The 26,194-nt window shown below is 62.5% G+C and carries 21 protein-coding genes; 11 read left to right on the top strand and 10 right to left on the bottom strand.

The genetic code is table 11. From position 1 onward, the window contains the following. The first annotated feature begins 8 nt into the window (after positions 1 to 8). Together H4I92_RS08820 and H4I92_RS08815 are read left to right on the top strand one after the other, a co-directional pair. Positions 9 to 878 carry an EamA family transporter gene (locus tag H4I92_RS08820; RefSeq protein WP_077530231.1) on the top strand — a complete coding sequence of 290 codons (870 nt, stop codon included), beginning with the start codon at positions 9 to 11 and terminating at the stop codon, positions 876 to 878. Beyond that, positions 875 to 1,795, top strand: coding sequence for an alpha/beta fold hydrolase (locus H4I92_RS08815; RefSeq protein WP_077530230.1), 921 nt, complete (start codon positions 875 to 877; stop codon positions 1,793 to 1,795). Before H4I92_RS08820 ends, H4I92_RS08815 begins: the two co-directional genes overlap by 4 nt. Here the strand turns inward: H4I92_RS08815 and H4I92_RS08810 are convergent. From H4I92_RS08810 to H4I92_RS08780, 7 genes are all read right to left on the bottom strand, one after another. Continuing rightward, complete coding sequence (locus H4I92_RS08810) at positions 1,770 to 4,958, bottom strand: efflux RND transporter permease subunit (RefSeq protein ID WP_077530229.1); 3,189 nt, start codon at positions 4,956 to 4,958, stop codon at positions 1,770 to 1,772. The two genes, H4I92_RS08815 and H4I92_RS08810, sit on opposite strands and share 26 nt — an antisense overlap. After that, the gene (locus H4I92_RS08805) at positions 4,958 to 5,944 is read right to left on the bottom strand and encodes an efflux RND transporter periplasmic adaptor subunit (RefSeq protein ID WP_077530228.1); all 987 of its coding nucleotides are present in this window, start codon (positions 5,942 to 5,944) and stop codon (positions 4,958 to 4,960) included. Before H4I92_RS08805 ends, H4I92_RS08810 begins: the two co-directional genes overlap by 1 nt. A 105-nt stretch (positions 5,945 to 6,049) precedes the next feature. Then, a complete protein-coding gene (locus H4I92_RS08800) occupies positions 6,050 to 6,817 on the bottom strand; it encodes a hypothetical protein (RefSeq protein WP_077530227.1) in 768 nt (255 codons plus the stop codon). Positions 6,818 to 6,962: 145 nt separating this feature from the next. After that, the gene (locus H4I92_RS08795) at positions 6,963 to 8,402 is read right to left on the bottom strand and encodes an efflux transporter outer membrane subunit (protein ID WP_077530226.1); all 1,440 of its coding nucleotides are present in this window, start codon (positions 8,400 to 8,402) and stop codon (positions 6,963 to 6,965) included. Next, on the bottom strand, positions 8,395 to 11,535 hold the full coding sequence (locus H4I92_RS08790; protein WP_077530225.1) for an efflux RND transporter permease subunit: 3,141 nt from the start codon (positions 11,533 to 11,535) through the stop codon (positions 8,395 to 8,397). The genes H4I92_RS08795 and H4I92_RS08790 overlap by 8 nt, the downstream gene beginning before the upstream one ends. Beyond that, positions 11,535 to 12,749 carry an efflux RND transporter periplasmic adaptor subunit gene (locus H4I92_RS08785; protein WP_077530224.1) on the bottom strand — a complete coding sequence of 405 codons (1,215 nt, stop codon included), beginning with the start codon at positions 12,747 to 12,749 and terminating at the stop codon, positions 11,535 to 11,537. Before H4I92_RS08785 ends, H4I92_RS08790 begins: the two co-directional genes overlap by 1 nt. A gap of 47 nt (positions 12,750 to 12,796) precedes the next feature. Further along, entirely contained in the window at positions 12,797 to 13,426 is a 630-nt protein-coding gene (locus tag H4I92_RS08780) for a TetR/AcrR family transcriptional regulator (RefSeq protein WP_179105667.1), read from the bottom strand. A 137-nt stretch (positions 13,427 to 13,563) separates the two neighbouring features. Between H4I92_RS08780 and tcdA the strand changes: the two genes are divergently transcribed. The 9 genes from tcdA to H4I92_RS08735 all read left to right on the top strand — a co-directional run bounded on the left by tcdA (position 13,564) and on the right by H4I92_RS08735 (position 23,591). Then, the gene (tcdA, locus tag H4I92_RS08775) at positions 13,564 to 14,382 is read left to right on the top strand and encodes a tRNA cyclic N6-threonylcarbamoyladenosine(37) synthase TcdA (RefSeq protein ID WP_077530222.1); all 819 of its coding nucleotides are present in this window, start codon (positions 13,564 to 13,566) and stop codon (positions 14,380 to 14,382) included. A gap of 2 nt (positions 14,383 to 14,384) precedes the next feature. Further along, on the top strand, positions 14,385 to 15,230 hold the full coding sequence (locus H4I92_RS08770; protein WP_077530221.1) for a fructosamine kinase family protein: 846 nt from the start codon (positions 14,385 to 14,387) through the stop codon (positions 15,228 to 15,230). A gap of 99 nt (positions 15,231 to 15,329) precedes the next feature. After that, positions 15,330 to 16,712, top strand: a complete 1,383-nt coding sequence (locus tag H4I92_RS08765) for a TackOD1 domain-containing metal-binding protein (RefSeq protein ID WP_077530220.1) — start codon at positions 15,330 to 15,332, stop codon at positions 16,710 to 16,712. Next, a complete protein-coding gene (locus tag H4I92_RS08760; protein ID WP_077530219.1) occupies positions 16,712 to 18,037 on the top strand; it encodes a glycosyltransferase family 2 protein in 1,326 nt (441 codons plus the stop codon). Before H4I92_RS08765 ends, H4I92_RS08760 begins: the two co-directional genes overlap by 1 nt. A gap of 3 nt (positions 18,038 to 18,040) precedes the next feature. Continuing rightward, positions 18,041 to 20,173 (top strand): TolC family protein, encoded by a 2,133-nt coding sequence (locus tag H4I92_RS08755; RefSeq protein WP_077530218.1) that lies wholly within the window; start codon positions 18,041 to 18,043, stop codon positions 20,171 to 20,173. Continuing rightward, a complete protein-coding gene (locus H4I92_RS08750) occupies positions 20,170 to 21,213 on the top strand; it encodes an HlyD family secretion protein (protein WP_077530217.1) in 1,044 nt (347 codons plus the stop codon). Before H4I92_RS08755 ends, H4I92_RS08750 begins: the two co-directional genes overlap by 4 nt. Positions 21,214 to 21,337: 124 nt before the next feature. After that, entirely contained in the window at positions 21,338 to 21,874 is a 537-nt protein-coding gene (locus H4I92_RS08745; RefSeq protein ID WP_218668185.1) for a DUF4198 domain-containing protein, read from the top strand. Between the two features lie 32 nt (positions 21,875 to 21,906). After that, positions 21,907 to 23,079: a lipase family protein gene (locus tag H4I92_RS08740; RefSeq protein WP_077530216.1), complete on the top strand. Its 1,173-nt coding sequence runs from the start codon at positions 21,907 to 21,909 to the stop codon at positions 23,077 to 23,079. Continuing rightward, positions 23,076 to 23,591, top strand: a complete 516-nt coding sequence (locus H4I92_RS08735) for a DUF6795 domain-containing protein (RefSeq protein WP_218668184.1) — start codon at positions 23,076 to 23,078, stop codon at positions 23,589 to 23,591. Before H4I92_RS08740 ends, H4I92_RS08735 begins: the two co-directional genes overlap by 4 nt. 66 nt (positions 23,592 to 23,657) lie before the next feature. On the opposite strand, the gene H4I92_RS08730 is transcribed toward H4I92_RS08735, so the two are convergent. The 3 genes from H4I92_RS08730 to H4I92_RS08720 are packed head-to-tail and all read right to left on the bottom strand — an operon-like array spanning position 23,658 to position 26,153. After that, on the bottom strand, positions 23,658 to 24,602 hold the full coding sequence (locus tag H4I92_RS08730; RefSeq protein ID WP_077530214.1) for an NADP-dependent oxidoreductase: 945 nt from the start codon (positions 24,600 to 24,602) through the stop codon (positions 23,658 to 23,660). A 17-nt stretch (positions 24,603 to 24,619) separates the two neighbouring features. Continuing rightward, complete coding sequence (locus tag H4I92_RS08725; RefSeq protein WP_077530213.1) at positions 24,620 to 25,063, bottom strand: acyl-CoA thioesterase; 444 nt, start codon at positions 25,061 to 25,063, stop codon at positions 24,620 to 24,622. Next, complete coding sequence (locus H4I92_RS08720; protein WP_077530212.1) at positions 25,056 to 26,153, bottom strand: SMP-30/gluconolactonase/LRE family protein; 1,098 nt, start codon at positions 26,151 to 26,153, stop codon at positions 25,056 to 25,058. The genes H4I92_RS08725 and H4I92_RS08720 overlap by 8 nt, the downstream gene beginning before the upstream one ends. Positions 26,154 to 26,194 lie beyond the last annotated feature (41 nt).

Genomic DNA, 26,194 nt, shown 5'->3' with positions numbered 1-26,194 from the left:
AGCAGCGTATGATCATCCTTGTTCTCGTCACCATTCTCTGGGCCTTTTCCTTCAGCCTGATCGGCGTCTATCTCGCCGGGAACGTGGACAACGACTTCGCCGTGCTGACCCGTGTGCTGTGCGGCGCGTTGGTGTTCCTGCCGCTTCTGCGCTGGCGCGGCGTTCCAGGCGGCTTCCGGCTGGGGATGATGCTGGTCGGCGCCAGCCAGTTCGGCATCACCTACCTACTGCTGTACCGCTCATTCGCCTTCCTGACGGTGCCGGAGGTGTTGCTGTTCACGGTCTTCACGCCCATCTACATCACGCTTATGGATGACGCCCTCCACCGCCGGTTTGCCCCGGTAGCCCTTATGGCTGCCGCACTGGCCACACTGGGGGCGGCGATCATCCGCTACGATGGCCTCAGTGAGTCCTACATAACCGGCTTTGTCATGCTGCAGGGGGCCAACCTCGCCTTCGCTGCCGGGCAGGTGGGCTATCGCCGCCTCTATGAGCGCTATTCACTGGAAGCGCCGGCCTGGCGACTGTTCGGCTACTTCTTCCTGGGCGCCATACTGGTGGCGCTGCCCTCCTTCCTGGCTTTCGGGGACCGCGAGATGCTGCCCGCCACGCCCTGGCAGTGGCTGGTCCTCGGCTGGCTGGGCTTCGCCGCCTCCGGGGCCGGACTCTTCTTCTGGAACCAGGGAGCGCGGAAAGTGGATGCGGGGACGCTGGCGGTCATGAACAATGCCCTGGTACCGGCGGGGCTGCTGGTGAACCTGCTGATCTGGAACCGGGATGCCGACCTGTTCGCCCTGGCTCTCGGCGGTGGGCTGATTGGCGTCTCGCTCTGGGTTAACCAGCATTTCCGTCCTCGCCTGAAGGAAGCGGCGGCATGAGCACCGGCATGGACGAGCCCACCCGGGTCCACACCCTGCGGACTCCGGATAACCGGCAACTGGTGGGACTGGAAGCTGGCGCGGAGGCTGGCATCCCGGTGGTCTACGCGCACGGCATGCCCGGCTCGGCGCTGGAGGTCCTGTTCTTCCATGAACAGGCCCGGATCGCCGGGTTGCGGGTCCTCGCCCTGGACAGGCCCGGCATCCGCGGCTCCAGCTACCAGCAGGACCGGATACTGCTCGACTACCCCCGGGACCTGGCCCTGTTCCTGGATCACCTGGGTATTGAGCGCTGCGTCCACATGGGCTGGTCCAGCGGCGGATCCCGCACCCTGGCAGCCGCCCATGAACTGCCCGGGCGGATACGGCTGGCGGTACTGCTCTCCAGCTATACCCATTTCCGGGAGATGGCGGGCGCCCGCCGGCTGCTGCTGCGCACGCTCTGGCCCGGCCCTCTCATCGCGGACATCAGTCAGGCCCTGTTCCGGGCGACTGTCGCGCTGATCACCGCCATTGCCCAGCGGCGGCCGGACTTCTACATGGCCCGGGCACGCAGCCTGTTCAGCGATGCCGACCACGCCATACTCGCGGATCCGGGCCAGGTCCGGCGCTTCCGCGCCAGCCAGCTGGCCTGCCTCAATTCAGGCGCCCGCGCCATCGCCACGGACCTGCTCACGGAAATGGGCGACTGGGGGTTCCGCCTCGGTGATATCCGCACGCCGACACTGATCCACCAGGGGGCCGAGGACCAGCTTCTGCCCCCGGCCTATGCCCGGCACCTCGCCGCGACACTCCCTGATGCCGAACTCACCATGCTCCCCCACTCCGGCCATTTCTATCCCCTGAGCCGGCCCTTCCAGGGGGATCTGTTCCAGCGTATCCAGGAAGCGCTCAGCGCACCTCCCGTTCACCGATGAACAGATAGTAGGCCAGCGGCACCACGATCACCGTCAGCAGGGTGGACATGGCCAGGCCGAAGATCAGCGAGATCGCCAGACCGTTGAAGATCGGATCCGTCAGGATGAAGAACGCCCCCAGCATCGCGGAAACGGCAGTCAGCGCTATGGGCTTGATGCGCACGGCGCTGGCCATGACCACCGCCTCCTCCAGCGGCCTGCCCTCGTGCAGCAGGTCCCGGATGAACACCACCAGCAGGATGGAGTTGCGCACAATGATACCGGCCAGCGCGATCATGCCGATCATGCTGGTGGCGGTGAACTCCTTACCCAGCAGCGCATGGCCCGGCATGATGCCGATGAGCGTCAGGGGGATGGGCATCATCACGATCAGCGGCAACCCGTAGGAGCCGAACTGCGCCACCAGCAACAGGAAGATGGCAACGATTCCGACCCCATAGGCGATGCCCATGTCCCGGAAGGTCTCATAGGTGATCTGCCATTCCCCGTCCCACTTGATGGCGGCCTCGTCCGGCCACTCCGGCTGCTGGATGTAGTACTGCGGGAGGTCCTCCAGCTCACCGGACAGGCGGAACATGCCGTACAGGGGAGAATCCACCTCGCCGGCCATGTCGGCAGTGACATAGGTGACCGGCATCAGGTTCTTATGATGGATGACACCGGGCCAGCTGCTGGGTTCGATCGAGGCCACCTGCGCCAGCGGCACCATATCCCCGGAACGGCTCCGCACCTTGAGGGACAGCAGCGCTGCTTTCTGGGCCCTGTCGCCTTCATCCAGGATCACCCGTATCGGAACCGCGTATTTGGCGTTCGGATCGTGAAAGTATTCAAGATTGCGCTTGCCCAGTGTGGCGGAGAGCAGATCCACGACCTGGGCCTGGGAAACGCCCAGGGTGGCGGCGCGCTGGCGATCCACCACCACACGCCAGCGTTCCACGGGGGCCTCCACCGTGGTGTCGATATCCACCAGCCCCTCGACACCTTCCATGCGCCGTGCCAGTGACGCCGACTCCCAGGCACGCACCTCCGGACTGGGGCCGTAGACCTCGGCAACCAGCGGCGACAGCACCGGAGGCCCCGGCGGCACCTCAACCACCTTCACGGCGGCCCCGTAACGCTCACCGATCTCAGTAAGTGGGCTTCGCATGGCCTGGGCGATATCGTGGGAGGCCTTTTCCCGCTCGTCCTTCAGGTTGATCTGGAGGTCACCCTGCCAGGGTTCCTGGCGTAGATAGTACTGGCGCACGAGTCCATTGAAGTTGATGGGGGAAGCAGTGCCGGCATAGGCCTGCCAGTTCGTGACGGCCTCGTGGCCCTCCAGGTAACCGCCCATCTCCGTGAGAACCTTCTGGGTGGTCTCCATGGGGGTGTCCTCCGGCATGTCCACCACCACCTGAAGCTCCGACTTGTCATCGAAGGGGAGCATCTTGAGGATCACCAGCATGAACACCGGCAGTGCGGCTGCGCCCAGCGTGAGCGCGATGACCCCGGATGCCAGCCCGTGGCGCCGCCAGGGATGATTGCCCATGAAGGGCGTCAGGACTCGGCTGAAGAGACGGTAAAGGCGGGGGTTCACTTCTTCCGCTTCGACGACCTCCGTGTCTTTCGCCCGGTCACGGGGACGGACTAGCCGCAGTGCCAGCCAGGGAGTCAGGATGAACGCCACCAGCTGCGAGAGCACCATACCGGCCGAGGCATTGATGGGAATGGGGCTCATATAGGGGCCCATCAGGCCGGTCACAAACGCCATGGGCAGGAGCGCCGCCATGATGGTGAGGCTCGCCATGATGGTGGGGGTCCCAACCTCATCCACTGCCGTGGGAATCACCCGGATGGCCGGGTCATCAGAGTTATGGATGCGCCGGTTCACGTTCTCGACGATCACAATGGCGTCATCCACAAGGATCCCGATGGCGAAGATGAGCGCGAACAGCGAGACCCGGTTCAGGGTGAAGCCCCATGCCCAGGAGAACACCAGCGTCAGCAGCAGAGTCAGAAGCACCGAAAGGCCGACCACCATGGCCTGGCGCCACCCCATGAACGCCAACACCAGCAGCATCACCGACAGGGTGGCCATGATCAGGTCCGAGATGAGCTTACGCGCCTTGTCGCTGGCGGTCTGGCCGTAGTTGCGTGTGGTGAGCACTTCCACGTCGTCCGGAATCACCCGGCCCCGCAGCTGCTCCAGCCGGTCTGAGACAGCCGTGGTCACATCGATGGCGTTCTCGCCGGTTTTCTTGGCCACAGCCAGCGTCACTGCCGGATAGCGTTCTCCGGGCTTACGCTCACCTGCCGGCCCGAAGCCCAGCTGCACCGATGCATCCGGTACAGTCCCGCCACGGCTGACTGAGGCCACATCCGACAGGTGAACGGAAGCCCCATTGTTGCGCGCCACAACCAGCGACCTCAGTGCCTCAACCTGCTGGAGCGGCTCCCCGGGCTGTACCGGAATGGACAGGCCTCCGCGGGTAATCCGGGTTTCCTGGCCGGTGGCATTGGCGGCCCGGATCGCTTCCCGCAGATCATTGATGCCCAGGCCATAACCGGCCAGGCTGGCCGGCTCAACCCGCACATCGATGCGATCCGGCACACCACCGACGGTGTAGATATCCCGGGTACCGGGCACCCGCTTGAGCTCCGTCTCCAGGGTGTGGGCGAGGCGGGTCAGGTCCTCGCCACTCTGGCGCCGCTGCGGGTCATAGAGGGTCAGGGTCATGACCGGAACATCATCAATGCCCCTTGGCTTGACCACGGGTTCCCCCGCCCCCAGCCCCTCGGGGAACCAGTCGCGATTGGACTGGACCTTGTTGTGGATGCGGACCAGTGCTTCCCGCCGCGGCAGCCCCACCTCGAACTGCACGGTGATAACCGCCTGGCCCTGGCGTGACACCGAATAGATGTCCTCAACGCCCCGGATCTCGTCCAGGATCTGTTCGCCCGGGGTGGCGATCAGGCTCTCCACCTCCCGGGCACTGGCCCCGGGAAAGGGCACCATGACGTCCACCATGGTGACGTCAATCTGGGGCTCCTCCTCCTTGGGCGTGACGATGACGGCAACAATGCCGAGCAGCAGCCCGATCAGCGCAAGTAGAGGGGTAAGGCGGCTGTTCTGGAAAAGCCGCGCGATCTGTCCGGAGGGCCCCAGATTGCCATGCGGTGCCATCAGTACAGAGCCTCGCGACGCACGGATTCGCCCTCACTGACACCGGAGAGTACTTCGATCATCCCGTCCCGACGGCTTCCAAGACGCACCTGGCGCAGACGGGGCTCGTCATCCGGCCCCCGCACGAACACGGCGCGCAGTTCACCACGCTGGTAGATAGTGGATTCAGGCACCCAGAGTGCCTCGCGGGTTCCCGTCGGTATCCCCACACGCACCAGCATTCCAGGGAAGAGACGGCCTTCGGGATCGGCAAGCTCAAGCCTCAGCCGGAAGCTGTGGCTCTGCTGATCCGCATAGGGGTAGAACGTCATCCCGTCGGTTTCCAGCTGCTCACCGCTGTCGAGTGTAACCACCGCCTCGCGCTCGGAGCGCACGCGCTCCGCATACCGCTGGGGAAGAGCGACCACCACCCGAAGCTGCTCCAGCGACAGGCCCCGCATCAGCGGTTGGCCCGGCGAGACGGACTCGCCAACTTCGACCATGCGTTCGGTCACGATGCCGCTGTAGGGCGCCTTCACACGGGTGTAACTGAGTTGCTCCCGGGCTTCGGAAAGCGCGCCTTCGGCGCGTGACACACGGGCTTTGGCTGCATCGAAACGGTTGCGGGCCTGATCCAGATCCTGCCGGGTGGCGACATCACGTTCGTGCAGCTGCTCCACCCGGTCCAGGTTCTGGCGGGCATCGGTGAGCTCGGCCTGAGCCTCTTCCCGGCTGGCGCGTACCTGCTCCACGCGGGCCTGCTCATCGCTGTCCTCGAGCCGGACAATCAGGTCGCCTTCCGGAACAGTGTCGTCCACGTCATAGGGGAGCTCGACAACGGTTCCCGCTGTCTGGGCCGAGACCGTACTCTCACGCACCGCCTCGATCATGCCATCAAGGCGGAGGGTCTCGGTCAGGGTTTGCCGCTTCACCTCCACCCACTGCGCCGGGGCGGCCTGAGCTGCGCCCAGAAGGCAGAAGAAACAAACCATAAGGGCCCGGCGCATGCCTGCCTCCTTAAAATTAGTGTAACCTAATATTTAAGTCTAGCAGCCGCACGGCCAGGCCGGAAGGTCGCTCAGGCCACTTCCGGGCAACCTGAACGGAGATTTCTACCCACAGAGATTGCGGCCCGCATCGCCGTCCCCGGCACGGGCACAGATCCGGCTTCGCAGGAGCGTCAGCATAGCGCCGTAACCGATGAACAGGTACCCGAAAAGCTCGAGCCCTTCCTGGATCGCGCTCTTGTACTCGTGGCTGTAATTCGGCCCCATAAGGTCTTCCCAGAGGACGTTGCCACTGCCGAAAAGCCGGCTGAATATGATGACCGTTATAAGCCCGAACAGGGTAAAGAGGTAGGGCTTGGACTGCAGATAGAGCCGGAATGGCACCAGGAACGGGTGTTTCCGGGCAAACAGGGTGGCTGCGACAAAGGTGAGCAGCACCGGCCAGACCCAGAATCCCTGCCAGATGTAATCGAAAAGGTAGTCAAGCTCACGCAGGAGCATGCAGCCGAAAAGCCCCGCGGCAAGGACCAGAAAACCCCGTTCTTCCGGCCGGCGGTAACCGGCATAGAGAACGCTGCCCACAACAGCCAAAAGAATGAGTTCCTGAAGCGTTTCAGTTACTGACGCATCGGGTACACCATGACCAATGACGGCGAAATCCAGATAGAGCGCGAAAGGCACAATCGCCACCACCAGTGACAGGGCAACGCCTTCCATGAGAGCCCAACTGATGGAGGTAGATTCCCCGGCAGGGAACAGGCGCAACGCCCCTTTTCCCCTGCGCAGGGTCTCCGAAACAGGCTCCGGGTTCTGCGGACTGGAAAGTGGCGCCTGTACTGGCCCTTCCTGTACCTCACGCTGAGGCATCGACATATCGTCACTCCTGAACTTGATGGGCCAGCAAAGGGCCATCATCCAGTAACACCGGCGCCGCATTGCCACGGGCCGGCACGGTTAAAATCAGGACACACCAACAGACGCTGTGTTACCACTATACCGGTGGATTCCAGCGTCCTGCTCAGGAGTCTCCGCTCTCCGGATCAACGGCTTGGCCATCGGCCCAGCCGCCGCCCATCGCCTTGAACAGCGTGGCCGTGGCATTGAGCCGGTCACGTATGGCATTGGTGAGGGTCAGCTCCGCATCCAGCAGGACCCGCTGGGTGTCCTGTACGGTCAGGAAGTCCGTCAGACCTTCCTGATAGCGCAGCTCCGCCAGTTCCAGCGTTTTTTCCAGCGCCGCCACCTGATCCCGGAGCCGGCTCACCCGTTCATCCGTCGCCTCATACACGGCCAGTGCATCACGGACCTCGCTGAACGCCTGCTGCAGGGTCACCCGGTACTGGGTTTCGGCCTGGTCCCGCAGGCTTTGGGCCGCCTCCACACGTGCTTTATTACGACCAAAATCGACGATGGGGCCCAGCACGGAAGCGCCGATTTCCCAGGTTTCCGCGGGGCCGGTGAACAGGTCGTCCGACTCAATGGCAGTACTGCCGAAGGACCCACGGAGGTTGAAGCTGGGCAGGCGCTGGGCCTGGGCGACGCCGACCTCCTCAGTCGCCGCAATGATGGCCGCCTCGGCCGCACGGATGTCCGGCCGGCGCTCCAGAAGATCCGAGGGCAGCACTTCCGGAACCTCCTCGGGCAGCGTGATGTCACTGAGGCTGCCTTCGCCGAAATCCAGCTCGCTGGTGAGTTCGCGCGGGCTCATGCCCACGAGCACACCCAGGGCTGTCTTCAGCTGGGCGACCCGCTGACGCTGCTGGGGCACCAGTGCCCGGGTGGCTTCCAGCTCGGACTCGGCCTGACGCAGGGTCAGCTCGTCGGTATCGCCACCCTCGTAGCGTGCCCGCTCGATCCGCACGGTTTCCTCGCGGGTCTCCAGGGTGCGCTCGGTGATGGCAAGGGACCGCTGGGCCGCGCGCAGCTCCGTATAGGTGGCCACCACGTCCGCGATGGTGCTCAGACGTACCGAGTCATGGGTGAACACCGACTCCTGCAGCGCCGCCTCGGCAGCATCGCTCTGACTCTCCAGCCGGCCCCACAGGTCCACCTCATAGCTCAGCAGGCCGGTTACCGAAAACATGTTGTCGGTGGTACCGCCACCCAACGGGTTGGCAGCACCGGATTCACGCCCCCGGGCGGCATCGGCCTGGCCCTCGATGGTGGGCATCTGCTTGGCATCCGCCAGCCCCAGCTGAGCGCGGGACTCCTGCAACCGCTGGTACTGGAGCTGCATATTGAGGTTGTCATCCAGAGCCCGTTCCACCAGGCGGTTGAGCACGGGGTCGTCAAACCGGTGCCACCAGTTGGACCAGTCCGCACGCTCCTCGCCGGTCAGCAGAACCTCATCCGGCCACTCCTCCGGCAGGTCCACCTGCGGCTTCTCATACTCCGGGCCGACGGCACAGCCGGCCAGAAGCAGTGGAAATGTCAGTGTTGCAAGCAGCGCCCTACGCATCAGAAACCTCCCTGGAGCTGTTTTTGCTCCCACGATTGCTCAACCAGATCGAGAACTCCTCGAACAGGCGATAGAACAGCGGTACGAAGAACAGCGCCAGGGTACTGGCAACGATCATGCCGCCGACTACCACGGTGCCGATCTCCTGCCGGCTGGAAGCACCGGCGCCGGTCGCCACCACCAGTGGCAGGGACCCGATGATGAACGTCAGCGCCGTCATCATGATGGCCCGGAAACGCTGCTGGGCCGCGGCTATGGCCGCATCCTTGGGCGAAAGCCCTTCCTTGCGGTTCTGGGCCGCGAACTCCACGATCAGGATGGCGTTCTTCGCGGCCAGACCAATCAGGACAAGCAGCCCCACCTGGAAGTAGATGTCATTGGGGAAACCGCGCAGCAGGGAGGCCAGCGCCGCACCGAAGACACCGAACGGAATCGCCGTGGCCACCGCCAGCGGCAGAGTCAGGCGCTCGTACTGGGCCGCCAGGATCAGGAAGACCATCACCAGGCCGAGGGCAAAGGCAATGGTGCCCGCCTGCCCGGCCGCCTGGAGCTGGTAGCCCTGGCCTATCCATCCAAGCGGTGTGTTGGCGCCCAGGTTCTCGTCCGCCACCTCGCGAAGCGCGTTCATGGCATCGCCGGTTGTATAACCCGGTGCCGGATCCGCAGCAACATTGGCCGCGGGGTAGACGTTGAACCGGTTGATGATGTCCGCCCCGGTCTCACGGGTCAGCGTCACCAGCGAGCTGACCGGGATCATCTGACCGCTGTTGGAGCGTACGAAAACCCGCCGCAGATCCTCTGGGCGGCTGCGGAACTCGCCCTCGGCCTGCATGTTCACCTGCCAGTTGCGCCCCTGCATGGTGAAGTCGTTGACGTAAAAGGTGCCGAAGGTGCTCTGCATCGCGGAGAACACCTCACTGACTGGAACATCCAGTGCCCTGGCCTTCTGGCGATCCACCTCCGCCTCATAGCGCGGAATATTCACATTCAGGTCGGTTCGGGCATTCGTCAGCATCGGATGCTCATTCGCCGCCGTTACCACCTTCTGGGCAAGCGCATGGAGCTCCTTGGTGCTCATACCGCGTTGATCCTGGATGAACGCCTCGACGCCGCCGGTGAGCGACAGCCCCTGAATCGGCGGTGGGGAGAACGACATGACATTCGCCTCTTCCACACCAGCGCCCATGCCCATGATTTTCCTGGATACCGCAGATGCCGACTGCCCGGGCCCCTGACGTTCAGCCCAGTCCTTGAGCGTTACGAACGCGATTCCGGCATTGGAGCGGCTCGCTCCGGCAAGCAGGTCGTAGCCGGCAAAGGCCACGATGTTCTCGACTTCAGGCAGGTTAAGCACCTTCCCGACCAGCTCCTCGCGAACAGCCTCGGTTCGCCCGAGCGCCGATGCCGGAGGCAGGTAGGAGGCCATCAGCACATAGCCCTGGTCCTCCTGGGGCACCAATCCCGAGGGCAGACGATCCAGCATCCAGAGGGTGCTGGCGATGATCAGGAAGAAGAGGGCCACGCCAATGACGGCATGGTTCAGGATCCAGGTCACGCCCCCGACGAAGCCATTCGTGATCTTCTCGAACCCCGTATTGAACCACTGGAAGGGCTTTGAAACGTCCTTGGGTTCACCGTCCAGAAGACGGGCACACATTGCCGGAGTCAGTGTCAGCGCCACGATGCCGGAAATAACGATGGAAACCGCGATGGTTACCGCGAACTGGCGATAGAGCTCACCGGTCAAACCGCCTAGGAAACCAACAGGCGCAAACACCGCCACCAACACAAGGGTGGAGGAAATCACGGCGCCGGAGACCTGGCCCATGGTTTCGACGGAGGCCCCATGCGCCGTCATGCCGTGTTCCTGCATGAGCCGCTCGACGTTCTCCATGACGATGATGGCGTTATCCACGACGACGCCAATGGCCAGGATCAGACCAAACAGGGTCAGCAGGTTGACCGAGAACCCAAGCAGCGTCATGCCTGCAAAGGTACCGATCAGCGCCACCGGGATGGCGGCCAGAGGCACCAGCGTTGCCCGCAGGTGCTGGAGGAAGAGGAAGGTCACCAGCGACACCAGGACCAACGCGATGACCAGGGTGATCAATACCTCCTGAATAGAGGTCTCGATGAAAGTGGTCGTGTCGTAGGGAATGTCGTACTGGATGTCCTCCGGGAACCGGTCCTCCAGATTCTGGAGTGCTTCGCGCACATTGGTGGCCGTCTCGAGCGCGTTGGCACCGGGCTGCAGGTAAACCCCGACAGGGACGGCCGCCTGCCCGTTGAAGCTGGCCGTAAAGTCATAGTTCTGCGCGCCCAGCTCGACTCGTGCCACGTCCCCGAGACGCAACGAAGCGCCATCGCTCGTGGTCCGCAGCATGATGTCCTCGAATTCGCTGGGATCGCTCATCTGTTGAGGTGTGGAGACACTGAAGGTGAAGGCCTGGTCCATTGGCGCCGGCTGCCCGCCGAGGCGGCCCGCCGCGTATTGGGCGTTCTGGGAACGCAGCGCGCTGGCCACATCCATTGGGGAGACATCGTATTCCGCCATCTTGTCCGGCTGCAGCCAGATGCGCATGGAATAGTCCTTGGCACCGAAGAGCGAGGCGTTACCCACACCAGGCGTGCGGACCAGCTCATCGATGACGTTCAGAAGCGCGTAGTTGGAGATCTCGATGGTATCGGTGTCGCCCGACTTGGAGGACAGCGTCACCACCTGGAGGATGGACGTGGAACGGGCCTCGACCGTCACGCCCTGATCGCGCACAGCCTGGGGCAGGCTGGACATCGCCCGTTGGACCCGGTTGTTGACGTTGATCGTCGCCTGGTCCGGATCCGTGCCCACCTCGAACGAGACCGTGATCTGGACGCTGCCGGCATCGGTACTGCCGGACTCCATGTAGATCATGTCGTCAACGCCGTTGATCTCCTGTTCAAGCGGCGCGGCCACACTGTCCGCCAGGACCTCGGCGCTCGCCCCCGGGTAGCTCGCCTCGACCACCACCTCGGGCGGGACGACGTTCGGGTACTGCTTCACCGGCAGCCCCATGAGCGAGGCCGCGCCGGCGATCAGGATGATGATGGAGATGACCGCCGAGAAAATCGGGCGGTCAATGAAGAATCGGAACATCAGTTACTCTCCCCGCCGTTCTCGCCGTCTTTCTGGCCATCTTCACCGCCATCTTCGACTTTCACCTTCATGCCGGGCTGGCGGATACCGGCCATGCCTCCGATCACCACACGGTCACCGGCTTCGAGCCCATCCGTGATGATCCGGCGGCCATCAACCACCTGGCCGGTCTCAACCTGGCGTGGCTGCGCTTTGTTATCCTCGTCCAGCACAAAGACCTGAAGGCCACCGTTCTGACCGTCGCTTACAGCCTTGGCGGGCACGGTCACCACATCCTTGAGCGTCTTCAGCGTCACACGGATGCGCACAAACTGACCCGGCACAATGCGCTGCTCTTCATTGGGAAATACGGCACGGGCGGTGACGGTACCGGTCTCCACATCGATGGTGCTAGCGGTGAAGTCAATAGTACCCGTGTGTTCGTACTCGGAGCCGTCCGGCAGGATCAGTTTCGCGGTACTGCGGTGGTCGCCATTGCCTTCCGACTGCATGGCTTCCCGTGCGCGCCGGCGTGCCGCGGCATCGTTCTCCGGCAGCGCAAAGCGCACATGGACCGGATTCATCTGGGTGATGTGGGTGAGCTCGGTACCGCGCTCGATCAGGTTGCCTTCGGACTGGGTCTCGAGGCCGGTCACACCGGTTACGGGCGCCTCCACATCGGTATAGCCCAACTCAAGCTCGGCCCTTTCGACCTCAGCTTCGGCTACGGCCACCTGGGCCTGTGCTAATTCAAACGCGGACCGGGCGTTATCACGTTCACGTTCACTGATCGCGTTCTGCTCATACAGGCTGGAAACCCGGTTCCATTCCCGTTCGGCCTGATTGAGATCCGCCTGCGCGGACTGGCGCTGGGCTTTTGCGGCCTGGAGGGCCACTTCAAAGGGTTCCGGGTCGATCCGGAAAAGGGGCTCGCCCTTCTGAACCACCTTGCCCTCGTTGTAAAGACGCTCCTCCAGAACGCCCTCCACACGGGCCCGAACGGCCACTTCACGGGCACCCCGGACACGCCCGGCATAATCCTCGCGGATGGTGACATCCTCGGTCTGGACGTCAGTAACCGAAACCGGTGGAGGCGGCGTCCCACCGCCCTTCTGGCCCTGGCCACTGCCGCCACAGGCCGCCAGCCCCAGCATCAGTACCAGCACGGTACTAACTCCGCCAATACGACGGGCTCGGCTGCCCCCTTTGACTTCTGTCCGGGTTAACTGATTCATGGTTCCTTTCTCCGCAAAGTGACAATCGGTGTGGTAAAAAGTGGTTCTCAGCCTGAGTGGGAATCCGGCCTGAGGATGCCCCGGAAGAGCAGATCAACGATCTCGTCCGCCTTCCGGGAACGGGACTCCCGGTCACCCGCCAGGCGCTGCGAGAAGACAGCGCCATAGAGCAGATCGCTGAACACTTCCTGGGCCAGCGCCGGCGACATGTCGGACCGCATACGTCCCTGCTCAATCAATGTCTCGAATCGCTGGCGCCACTTTTCCCTGTGACTTTCCTGATAGACGAAATAGAGCGGCTTGCCGTTTCTGGGGAACTCAGCACGCTCCTGAATGAACAGCTCCACCGTCTCCGGGTTCTGCTCAAAGAACTCCAGATAACGGTGTATCCCCATCCGGAGCTGCTCCAACGGATCCTCCAGCGGATCCACGACGTCATTCACGTAACAGGTCAGATCCTCAAGTGCCTTTTCCACCGTGGCCATGAACAGCGCCTCCTTGCCCTGAAAGCAACGGTAAACCGTGCCCTTACCGGCACCGGCGCGTTCGGCAATACGATCCATCTCCGTACAGCGGAACCCCACCTCCGAGAATACCGCCGCGGCCGCCTCAAGGACCTCCCTGCGGCGTTGTTCCGGGCTCTTATGGATGCGTGTGGGGCGCTGTTGATCGTTCACGGGTTTGACACTTCCTAAGGTGGACTGACCAGTCCGTCTAATAATACGGAGTTTAATTTGGACTGACAAGTCCGTAATCCGGACAAAGGCTTTCTGGTAGAATCCGCACAAACCGATACACCCACCATGGAGCCGCCATGACGCCGGATTCTTTTACCCAGCGCTTCGGGGGCATGGAGCGCCTCTACGGCCAGGACACCGCCCGATCCCTCGCGGACGCCCATGTCGCCATTGCTGGCGTCGGCGGCGTGGGCTCATGGGCGGCCGAGGCGCTCGCCCGCAGCGGCATCGGCGCCCTTACCCTGATCGACATGGACGACATCTGTGTTACCAACACCAACCGCCAGGTCCACACGCTGGCGGACACCGTGGGGCGCCCAAAGGTTGAGGTGATGGCCGAACGGCTGCGCGCGATTAACCCGGAATGCCGGGTCACCTCGGTAACGCAGTTCGTCACGATACGGAACATGGACCAGGTGCTGCCCAGTGACTGTGATGCAGTGGTGGACGCCATCGACAGCGTCAACCACAAGGCCGCCCTTCTGGCTTACTGCCGCCGGCACAAACAATGGGTGATCTGCGCCGGCGGCGCCGGGGGGCAGATGGACCCGACCCGTATCCGCGTAGCCGACCTCAGCCGTACCACCCAGGACCCGTTGCTGGCCAAGGTCCGCAATCTGCTGCGCCGTGAATACGGCTTCTCCCGCAACCCGAAGCGACGCTTCGACATCCCGGCCATCTACTCCGAGGAGCAACTCACCTACCCGACGCCGGAGGGCGGCACCACCCACGAAAAACCCGGCGACGGCCCCACCCGGCTGGACTGCAGCACCGGCTTTGGGGCTGCCAGCTTTGTGACCGGCACCTTTGGTTTCGTGGCAGCCTCCAGGGTGCTTGAACACCTGGCCCGCCGCCATGAAAGAATGCGCAGAGCAATAAAAGAGGAAGGCGACTGATCATGGCCCGTGCTCCGGAGAGCCTCACAGCGCAACTGGATACGCCTGTTGCCACCACGCAGCCGATCGGCGGCGGCAGCATTAACGATGCCGCACGGCTGACACTTGAGGACGGCCGGATCCTCTTCCTCAAGACCCACCCCTCGCCACCGGCCGGCTTCTTCGAAGCGGAGGCGGCCGGCCTGCAGGCACTGGCCTCAGCCAATGCCGTGCGCATCCCCGAGGTCGTTGCGGTTGCCGAAGAAGGCCTGATCCTGGAGTGGCTTGATGGCCGGCCGGGCGGGGACTTCGCGCGCCAGCTCGGCGAACAGCTGGCGCAGCTGCACAGCACCACCGCCAATGAGTTCGGTTTTGAGCGCGACAACTACTGTGGCCTCACCCCCCAGCCCAACCCCCGGATGCGCGACGGGTTCCGGTTCTTCGCCGAGGCCCGGCTGCTGCACCAGGGGCGGATGGCGCGGGACAGCGGCCGCCTCGGCCAGGCGGATATCCGCCAGCTGGAATGGCTCGCCGGGCGCCTGGACCGCTGGATTCCGGAACAGCCCGCCAGCCTGATTCACGGCGATCTCTGGTCCGGCAACATCCACTGCGGCCCTGCAGGTGAGCCAGTCCTGATCGACCCGGCCACCCATTACGGCTGGCCTGAAGCCGATCTGGCCATGACAACGATGTTCGGCAGCCAGCCCCGCGGGTTCTATGAAGCCTATCTGGCCAACAGTTCCGTGGCTCAGGACTGGGAAGAGCGGGCGCCGCTGTACAACCTCTACCACGAACTCAACCACCTGAACCTGTTCGGCGGCCCCTGGGCCGGTGGGGTCCGGAAGACACTGAAACGCTTCAGCGCCTGACTGCTCCAGCAGTCATCTGGATGAGCATATAGTTGCAGCATTGAACCATCCTGCCTAGCCTTACGTAGATACAGCCGTATACGTAGTGGACATAAGCGCATGCAGAACCCCGCCATTGGCTGCCTCACACGAACTCCCGAGACACTTCCCACCAGGGGCGGACAAGGCTTCACCTCTGTCCAGTCACTCCTCGAGGCTGATGATGGTTTCGATATCATTCTGGTGGACCTTGAACACGACGCCGCTGCGGATGCGGTCTTTCTCTTGCGCTGTGACCCGCGCTATCGGCTGAGCCTGATCCTGGCCGGAAAGGGGGCAACCAACACACCCGCTCTCAGCGATGGCCCGGTTCCGGACGACCCTCACAGCATCACATCCTCCTGGCAGCGCCTGCATGAGCGCCTGGCCGCCTTCAATCAGGGCAATGTGCCGGAACGGTTTGACGACCATGTGCTGGCATGGCTCTGGAGCCGACCGGAGGGCACACTCCGCCCTCTGCGTCACCCCCATCACCCGCAGTTCTATTACTACCCACTGCTGAGCGCCTTTGCGGATGACGAACCGGTCAATGAAATGGTCTGGCTGCAACTCATGACCGAACAGGGATGGCTTGAGAGCCGCGACCTGGTGGACCGGATCAGACTCTGTACCCATTGCGGCTCCGCACGTCTCAACTATGTCGATGTGTGCCCGGACTGCCACGCGCTTGAGATCAGCCGCGAGCCTTCCCTGCACTGCTTTACCTGTGGCCACGTAGCGCCCCAGGAGCATTTTCTCAAACAGGGTCTGATGCTTTGCCCCAACTGTCTGACCCGACTGCGTCATATCGGCAGCGACTACGACCGGCCCCTTGAAAACTACCGCTGCCGGGCGTGCCAGAGCTTCTTTGTGGATGCCGAGGTGGAAGCCCGCTGCCTGGACTGTGACACCCACCACACCCCGGATGAGCTGCGGGTTCGCGAGATCCGGAACTACCGGCTTTCCGAACAGGGCCGGCTGCGCTGCCGCCGGGGCTTTTCCGGGGATGCCCAGGTCGAAAGCCACTTTGGCCGCCTCAACCTGATCAGCCCGGCAGCGTTCACCAACCTCCTGAGCTGGCAGATCCAGCAGAGCCGCCGTTACGGCGCTGACGCCACCGGTTCGGTGCTGCTGCTGCGTTTCGGCAATCTCGGGGAAACACTGGGGCAGGCGCGAGGAACGGCACTGCTCGAAAGCCTCATCGACCGAATCCGGGAAACCATCCGAGAAACGGATCGCTGCACCCGTATACAGGATGAACTGCTCTGGCTGCTGCTTCCCCACACGGGGCGCGCCGGCATGGATCGTCTGCGTGAGCGCCTTGCGGAACTCAACCGGCTATTCCACGAACAGGACCATGTCACCATTGATCTGCGAAGCAGCGGCCTCACGCTGCCCGACGAGCTCCTCCCACAGGAGGATGGTGAACTGCTGATGGCACGCCTCGGTGGCGAGGTAAGTTGATGCTGGAGGCCGTGACGGTATTCCTCGCAGAGATGGGTAGTGCGGGCACGGACGGGCTTGTCCGGCTGTTCCTTATGCTTTTCCCCTTTTTTGTACTTCTGGAACTGCCCCTGAGCCTGCTGGTAATCGGGGGAGTCATCCGCTGGTACACCCGGAATCTCGCCATAACACCCCGAACCAGCCTCTATCGCCCCCGCGTCTCCTGCATCATCACCTGCTACAGCGAGGGCCGGGACGTTGAGAAAACCCTGCTCAGTCTGTGCGAGCAGCTCTATCCAGGCGAGGTCGAACTCATACCAGTCGTTGACGGCGCCTCGATCAACACCCTGACCATGCAGGCCGTTCGGGACTTCCGCATTGATCCCGTGCGCTACCCCAACCGTTTCCTGAAGCCCATCGCCAAATGGCAGCGTGGGGGGCGCGTATCCTCGCTCAATGCCGGCCTGCAGCATGCCACCGGGGAAATCGTCTTTGCCATGGATGGAGATACCTCCTTTGACAATACCGTGATCGAGTCAATGGTGCGTCATTTTGAAGATCCCGCTGTCCCCGCCGTATCGGGGAGCCTTCGGGTGCGGAATACCTGGCATTCATTCGCCACCGTCATGCAGACGCTGGAGTACTTCCTGTCCATCCACACCTCCAGGGTCGGCCTGAGCGAGTGGAACACCGTGAACAACATCTCCGGTGCCTTCGGCGCCTTCCGGACTTCATTCCTGCGCCATATTGGGGGTTGGGACACGCACACAGCCGAGGACCTGGATCTCACACTCCGGATCAAGAGCTATTTCGGCCGTCACCCCCTGCGCATTCCCTTTGAGCCGGCCGCGATCGGCCACACTGACGTACCGGATACCCTGAAAGGGTTCTTTACCCAGCGTCTGCGCTGGGACGGCGACCTGTTCTTTCTCTACATCCGCAAACACCGACACAGCATTACCCCCCGCGTCCTGGGCTGGCGCAACTTCCTGATGACGCTGTTCAGCGGCTTTTTCTTCCAGCTGGTGCTGCCCTTCCTGATCGTCGGCTATACCCTTGCCGGGTTGGTGCTCCTGCCCCTGCCCGCCATTGCTGTCCTCGCCATCCTGATCTACACCGTCTATCTGCTGCAGACACTGGTGCTGTATCTGGCCGGGCTGCTCATGGTTTCCGAACGACCCCGCCAGGACCTGAAGCTGGCCATCGCAATCCCCATTTTTCCTGTTTTCATGTTTGTCCTCCGGAGCTGGGGCGTGGTCTGCACCCTCAACGAGATGTTCCGGCGCAGCCACGAGGAAACCAGCATGGCGCCCTGGTGGGTGCTCCGGCGGGGACGGAGGTTCTGAGGCATGATCAAGGCACATCATCGCGCCCTGACAATGGTTGCTGGACTGGTCATCGCACTGCCTACCATGGCGGTACCGCTTGACAGCCTGCTCGAACGAATGGAGAACGGACCTGAGGTGCAGGCTGCCCAGGCAGAACAACGCGCCCTCACGGATGAGCGCCGCGACCGCGCCGACGAGCGTGGCTGGTCCCTGTTCGGCGGTGCGACTGCCGGGCGCTTCCAGGAGCTGGAACCAAACGCGGGGCGGGTGGACTACACCGGCTATGGCGCCCAGGTGGGCCTGCGCTACCCATTGCTGGGAACCCTGCGGGCCCGCACCGAGGCGCTGGTTCGCGCCCGCACCGCGGAACAGCGCCAGAAGCATCAGCGTCAACTGGCCGAAACCGAGCAGCGCCTGCGACTGCGCATGACCTACATCGACTGGTGGGAGGCCCAGCAGTACCAGCGCCTGTGCCAGGAGCTGGTGCCACTGGCGGAGGATGAGCTGGCACTTGTTCGCCAGAGGGCGGGCAACCAGGATCTGCGCACCTCCGAACAGATGCTGCTCGAACAGCGCTGGTCACGACGCCTGAACAGCTGTAGGCGCCGGGCGGAACGCGAGGCCGAACTGCACCGCAGGCTGGAAGCCATCAGCGGTGTCTCGATGCCAGCCAACGCGCGAGCGGAGTCAGAACCGCTGCCCCTGGAGCCGGCAAGCGCCGAACAATGGCAACCCCTGATCCAGCAGCACCCGCTGATGGCAGCGCAACAGAGCACACTCGAAGCCGCGCGCCGAACACGCCACGACCGCTGGTACCACGATGTTGACGCCGACTTCACGCTGGCCCAGCAGTTCGACTGGCGCGACGACATCCCGGGAACGGGAACAGGCCTCGTGGCCGGCTTCCGCTTTGAGGTGCCGCTGGGCGCCCTCAGCGGGCGCGCGGGTGACGGGGCCGCGACTGAGCGCTTCCGGGCTGCTCGGCATGAACTGACGGCTACCCGGGATCGGCTCAGCCGCAATCTTTCCGACGCACTGGAACAGTACCGCAGCGCCCTGGCTGAAACACGCGACCAGCAACGCCAGGTCAAGCTCAGCCGGCGTGTTGAAGGGGAGCGGCAGGCACGGGATTCCGTGGACGACGGCGACGGCTTCATGGCCCTGCGGCTCGCACGGGTCCAGAGCGCCGGCGCCATGCATGACTTCATCCGCAGCTGGCGTAATGCCTGGCAGGAGGAAGCCCAGCTGCGCCTGCTTGCCAGTCATGCCGAAACCGATGCCCGCTATCTTGGCGAACAGGGGCTGCCCTGGCCCGGGGCGGATGCCCGTGGCTCGGACAAGCCGGTCCAAATGGCCAATGAGTCGGGTAGAGCCAATGACCGGTCGGGTTGGTCCCGCGCGGTCTATGTCTGGGACAGTACCCGTCTTCTCGCACCGGATACCCGTGCTTCCGAACTCACCGCGCTGCAGGAAGCCGGCTTCGATACGCTCCACATCGGCCTCAGTGCCAACCAGCTTTCCGGAACTCCCGAACTGGCCAAACGCCTGCGCGAGACACTGGCCGCCGCCCATGAGCGCGGCCTGAGGGTCACCCTTCTCCTGGGGGAGCCTGGCTGGATACAGCCGGATCAACGCTCACGGCTGCGGGATCTGATCCGGCGGCTGGCGGGCCTTGAGTTTGATGGCCTGCATCTGGATCTGGAAGTAGAACAGCTGGGGTGGCCGGTCGCGGATGAGCGCCTCGAGGACTGGCTGGCAACCGTTGCCATGGCGAAACGTGCCAGCCCCTGGCCCATCAGCCTTGTCAGCCATCGCCGCTGGTTCAGTCCCGACCCCGAAGGTCTCTGCATTCCGTGCCGCCTTTCGGACATGGGCATCAGGTCCATCACACTAATGATCTACACCACGAACGAAGCCAGCATGCTGGAGCGTACCAGGCGCATTGCCGCCCACTGGCCCAGCCTCCGCTTCCAGGTCGCACAGAGCGCGGAGACCGACCTGGCCGCCGAGAACAGCTGGCACGGCACCCCTGCTGATACGCTCCAGGCGCTCGAGCAGGACTGGCAGCGGACGCTGATGCCAGCGGGCGTCGCGGGCATTGCGTGGCAGGACTGGACCGGGTATCGCGCCATCGCCGACGAGGAACAGCCATGAAAGTACGGTTCTCGAGCCGCAAGGAATCCAACCCGACCGAGGACGGCGGACTGCGCGTTCTCTACGCACCCGGCAAAAGGGCCGCCTATCGGCTGCGCTGGTACCTGATCCTGCTGCTGGTGGCAGCGCCTTTCCTTTGGTTCCTCGGCCGTGTGGGCTGGGAAGCCGTGGTGATCGAGGCCCCCGGCCAGGTCATCCAGCCCGCAACCGAGATACGCGCACTTGAGACCGGGCGCGTCCTGCAGCTTCATGTGGACGAGCACGATCGGGTCAGCACCGGGGATGCCCTGGCCCAGCTGGACAATCCCGCCCTTCGGGCGGAACTCGCCTCACTGGGAAGCCAGATGGCCGATGATGCAACAGCCGCAGCCGCGTCACGGCAGAAGGCCAGCCTGGAGCGGCGCCTGGAACGGGCTCGGGGGCGGGTGCAGTCTCTATCTGAACTTGTCCAGCAGGGCGTGGCAACCCGGGGCGAGCTGGCGGCAGCCGAGAACGAAGTGGATACCCGCGAAAATGAACTCGCCGCTCTCGACCGTATGACGGCGCAGGAGAAGACCGGCAACGAAACCCTGATCACCAAGATTCAGCAGCAGCGTTCCTTGGTTGAGCAGCGTCTCGCGCAGCTGAACGTACGATCGCCAGTTAGCGGTACCGTCCAGACCATCGAGGTGGTCGAGGGCGAAAACGTGGGTCCAGGCACAACACTGATGCGCATTGAACCCGAAGACAGGCCCCGCATCCATCTCTACCTTGAAACCGATCAGGTCCACCTCGCGACCGCGGGGCAGCCGGTCAGGCTCCGCTTCCCCGATGGCCGTTGGCTGGATGCGCAGATCGCCGGCCCGCCCATTGATGTCCAGCGTCGCCCGCCGTCGCTGCGATCCGCATTTGGCGGCGACGAGCAGAGCCTGTTGGTGGCCGCCATCCCCCATGGCAACATCCCGGAACGCTGGCGGGTGAATGAGGCACCGGTCAAAGCCCGCTTTCCTAGCGCGCTGACCCAGTGGTTCTCAGATGGCCAGGGTATTGACGCCCGGTAACCGGGTAGCCTAAATTTCCGATCCAGACAGGATGTCAGCCACAGGACAGGGACATGGTCGGTACTCCCCTTTCGGTTCCATCTCAAACCCAGACCGGTGATCGCACAATGCCGGGGGTTCCGTGATGCCAAACCACCGCACCATTACCCGGAGTCTGTTCCCCCTGACACTTCTCCTGGTGGCTGCCAGCTATTTTCTCTATTCCAGCGAGGTCATGGCCGATATGTTCGGATGGTTCAAGCGTTATGACGTGCATCTTTCGCCGGAGGTGAAGGGGCGGATTCTGAAGGATGGTGAGCCGGTAGCCGACATCGAGGTTTACCGAGAACTTATGTATGCAAAACACTACACGGAGAAAACTGTCACGGACTCCGACGGACATTTTTCATTCCCAGAAAAAAACATACGGTCGCGTGAGCCGGGAAAACTCCTCGGTGTGGAACACATCACGCAGTCCATAACGGCCGACTACGGCCCAAAAACCTACCTCCTATGGCGAACCACAACTACCAGCAGAACTCCGGAAAAGGTAATAGAGGAAAAGCTGAGTCACATGGAATGTGATCTGGCCAACCCTGAAAAAATGCACCATTTCACTATCGCGGAACACCCGGACTTTACCCACAACATACGAGGCATCTGTCGTTGGCCAGATAGCTGATCCAAGGAAAACAACCCCCAAAAGGAATTGATATGAGTACGATCACCCCGAAGATAGCATCCGAACTCGCCGACGCTGTTTACCAAATCCGCCAGCCAGACCGTACGGGCAACTACGCGCTCGAAATCAATCCTGGCCTACGGAAGGCCTTTGATCTTGAACCCAAGAACAACCTCATCATTGGAGAAACTGGTGGTTTTTTCGGACTTTATACAAAGAAATCCGGATTCGCCGTTATCGGTGAGGGCCAGGACCGATTCCGTAAAGATACAGTAATAGCGGTTCGCGGCAGTAAAACGGATGCTGATTACCTTACTAACTTCGATGTTGGTATCTCGACCGGCACAAATAATCAGAGTGTTCATTCGGGCTTTGAGGAAACGTTTTCAAGCATGCGTCCAACCATGGAGAAAAAGCTCAAATCCCGCATGAAGCAAGTTCGGGGCGAGCATACCATTCACTGTGTGGGGCATAGCCTTGGTGGCGCCCTGGCATCTCTAATAGCAGATTGGGTTAAAGCTCAGTTTCAAACCCAAGTCAAACTCTATACATTCGGTGCACCCCGGGTTGGGCTGAATGGCTACGCGTTAACCAATACAGCCCGCATTGATAATCATTACCGCTGCACTCATGGAGCCGACCCAGTACCACTGGTGCCTGTCTGGCCATTCATCCATGCTCCAACAGAAGGCGCCGGCGAATACCGACTTGATGGTTCCGAAGGCATCAAGTTCACAGCCCACTCCATGGGAATTACTGGTACGCCGGGCTACCGGAATACAGCCAAGGCTGATGACTGGGGGGAACTCAAAAAGCAATCAACTCGCTTTCTCAATCAACCCGTGCGACTCCGGTACGAAGACCGCCTCCGAGCATCTTTCACAAACTACTGGTCAGAAAAGCTGAATGCTGCGTTGATCACGCTTCTGAAAGACGCCGGTCACTACTCCGCTATCGCCGGCCAGGCCACCGTCAGTTCCGCCCTGACGTTTTACGACCGACTTGCGCGTTCACTGGAAAAAATCGCGGAGGCATCAACCGAGTTTGCTGAGCAAACTGCAGGGCTTCTCGGCCACATGCTGGTATTCGCGGGGAAAGCTGCGGTTACCGTCACCAAGCTCACTTATCAGTTCATCCGGTGGGTATTTGAAACCACCATTGGAGCACTGAATCGTTGTGTCAAAAAAGCTTTGGAATCCCTTTGAGCGGGACTGACCTGCTTTCCTGCGCTCTAATTTTCCTGGCTGTCAGCTACATCAATGACTCAAATGAGGTTACGTCCAATATGGCTGGATTATTCAAAAGTTATAACGTGCAACTCTCACCGGCCGTGAGGGGACAGGTGCTGAAGGATGGGGAACCAGTACCGAATGTACGCATCATCCGTGAGCTCACTTACGAAAAGGAATACCTTGACCAGACAAGAAGTGATGGTAATGGGCACTTTCAACTGCCAGCGAAATGGATTCGATCACGGATTCCAGGCCGAATGTTTAACGAAACTCGAATCCGACAGATCATCGATGCGGAAAAAGACGGTCAGAGCTATCTGTTGTGGTACACAAATACACCAAGCATCGCCCCTGAACATAACGTAGTCGAAAAGCTGGATTCGCTTTCCTGCGACCTATCAAATTCCGAGAAACTTCATCACTTCCGCGTCGCCGAGAACCCTGACTTTACTCACGATGTTTACAGCATCTGTCGGTGGGAATGAGCAGTAAAGACAGCATGCTTCTGCACGGATCAAAGTCCAAAGACATCCATTCACTGGTAGTCAGGCCTAGGGCTGCAACACCAGCTTCCCCCGAACATGCCCATCCTCCTGCCGGCGATGGGCAGCGGCCGCGTCGCCCAGGGGGAAGGCGGCGGCGATGTGGAGTTCCGCGTCGCGGCGGTTGAGCAGGGCCAGGATTTCCTCGAGCTGCTCGGTGTCCGGTTCGACCACGTAGCCGGCAGCCTGGATGCCCTTCTCCGCCGCAAGGTCCTTGATCGCCTGGGCTGTTACCGTTGGAACGGTGACGAGCTTGCCGTGTTCGCCAAGGGTGCTGAGCGCGGCCTTGCCGGCTTCACCGCCGACCAGGTCGAGGACGGCATCCAGTCCGTAGCAGACGTCGTGAACGTCCTCGTTTTCATAGTTGATGACGTCGTCGGCACCCAGCTGGTGGAGAAAATCCTCGTTGGCCCCGGAGCCGGTGGTCACCACATGGGCCCCGTGCTGGGCGGCGAACTGGACCGCGAAATGCCCCACGCCTCCGGCACCGCCGAGAATCAGGAGTTTCTGGCCGGGTTGCAGCCCGAGATGGCTGAACAGCCCCTGCCAGGCCGTAAGCGCGGCCAGGGGAACGGCGCCGGTTTCATCCAGCTTCAGGCCATCCGGGACCCGGCAGAGTTCGTCGGCACGCACCAGAGTCTGCTCGGCATAACCGCCGCCGGCACGCGGGAAGCCGGTCATGCCCACAACCGGGTCCCCCGTGCGCCAACCGTCGACGCCAGCCCCCACCGCATCGATGGTGCCAGCCACCTCAAACCCCGGCACCCAGGGCAGGTGGTCGCGAATGGCGTTGGCTACGAACCCCTGGCCGGAGCGGGTCTTGAAGTCGATGGGATTGATCCCGGCACTGGCCACCCGCACACGCACCTGGCCCTCGCCGGGCTCGGGCAGCGCTGCTTCGCGCAGTTCAAGTACGCCGGCATCACCGAATTCGGGAATGACGATCTGGCGCATGACATGTCCTCCAGGGGTTACTGGTCGTGGCTGGCCTCTTTCAGCAGGTCAGCCATGGGCCTTGGGATGCGCGCGGGGCGCTGGGTTGCGGTATCAATGCAGACATGATGGGACTCCGCTTCCACCAGGGTGCGGCCATCGCTGGGCCGTACCAGCTGGAACTGCCGCCCGGAGCGAAGCTTGCCATCGAACTCGGTCAGCCAGGTGCCAAGGACCAGATCGTCCCCCGCAAGCGCCGCTGCCTTGTAATCAATCTCGGTGCGAACGATGGCCATGGCGCGCCCTAGTTCCTCCTGCAGCTCCCAGGTCAGGCCCACGGACTCAATGTGCGCCCAGCTGATCTCTTCCATCCACTGCAGGTAGATGGTGTTGTTGGCGTGCCCGAGGCGGTCCACGTCCTGTTCCGAGACCCTGATGTTCATCGTGAACGGGTCGGCCATCCGCCAGTGCCAGTCACTCATCCGGTTGCTCCCTCAGGGCTTGCATCGCCCGATCATAATCCAGTCGACCAATGCGGTCATTGTAGAGCGACCCGAAATAGAGCGCACCGTCACGGGCCTTCACGGAGGTTACCATTTGCAAACGCTCACCGGTCGGGTCATGCAGGCTGCCCAGCATCTGTCCCTGTTGGTCGAGGGCCAGCACCAGGCCATAGGGTTCAGGGCCAGGCTGCAGCGATTCCGGAAGCTTGGCGACCTGTTCCTTGAGCCAGGGACTTGGGTGGAAGGCGTCCATCTGCGGGTTGCGCTTGGTCGGCAGGGCGACCCAGATGATGCCGTTGTCATCCGCAGAGAGGTTGTCCGGGAATCCCGGCAGATTCCGGGCGAAGACCTCACTGGTACCGGCCTTGTCGCCTTCGAGCCAGTACTGCTGGATGCGGTAGCGCCAGGTCTCGTTCACCAGCACCGAGCGTTCGTCCTCGGTGAGCGCCACACCATTGGCGAAGTAGAGATCGTCCATCAGTGTCTCGGTTTCGCCGGTCGCCGGATCGTAACGGAGCAGGCGTCCATGCGGCCGGCTCTCGAGCATATCGAGGCGGTAGTCCGGTTGATGGAAACGGCTGCTGGCATCCGAGAAATAGATGCGCCCGTCCGAGGCAATGGCGAGGTCGTCGGTGAAGGCGAAGGGTGTGCCTTCGGATTCGGTGGTCAGCACCTCAATCGAGCCATCGGGGGCGACCGAAAGCAGGCCCTTCCAGGCGTCGGCCACGATCAGGTTGCCGTCCACGTCGAACTCCAGGCCCAGCGGGCGCCCGCCGGTATCCGCGAACGTCTCCACGTCCCCTTCCGGTGTCACGCGGATGATCCGACCGTCCTGCAGCCCCCCGTAGACATTCCCTTCATCATCCACCTCGGTGTCTTCCGGGCCCTGGATCCGGCCCTTCGCGAGCACGTCCGCATCCCGTAGCGCTTCATTCGGCTGCGCCGGGCCCTCCAGCCCAGGCGCTTCCGGTGGCTGCCAGGCGACGGAATCCACCGGGGATGGCCAGAGCAGGAAGCCCCCCACCAGCACCACGAGGACCAGAAGAACAGCAATTACCCCTTTTTTCATTCTTATCTCCCTGTAAAACGTTATCTGTTCATCGCCACTAG

The organism is Vreelandella halophila, assembly GCF_019903425.1.
Classification (GTDB): domain Bacteria; phylum Pseudomonadota; class Gammaproteobacteria; order Pseudomonadales; family Oleiphilaceae; genus Halospina; species Halospina halophila.
Note: the sequence above shows the minus strand (reverse complement) of the source record. Positions and strands in the feature narration are given on the sequence as shown.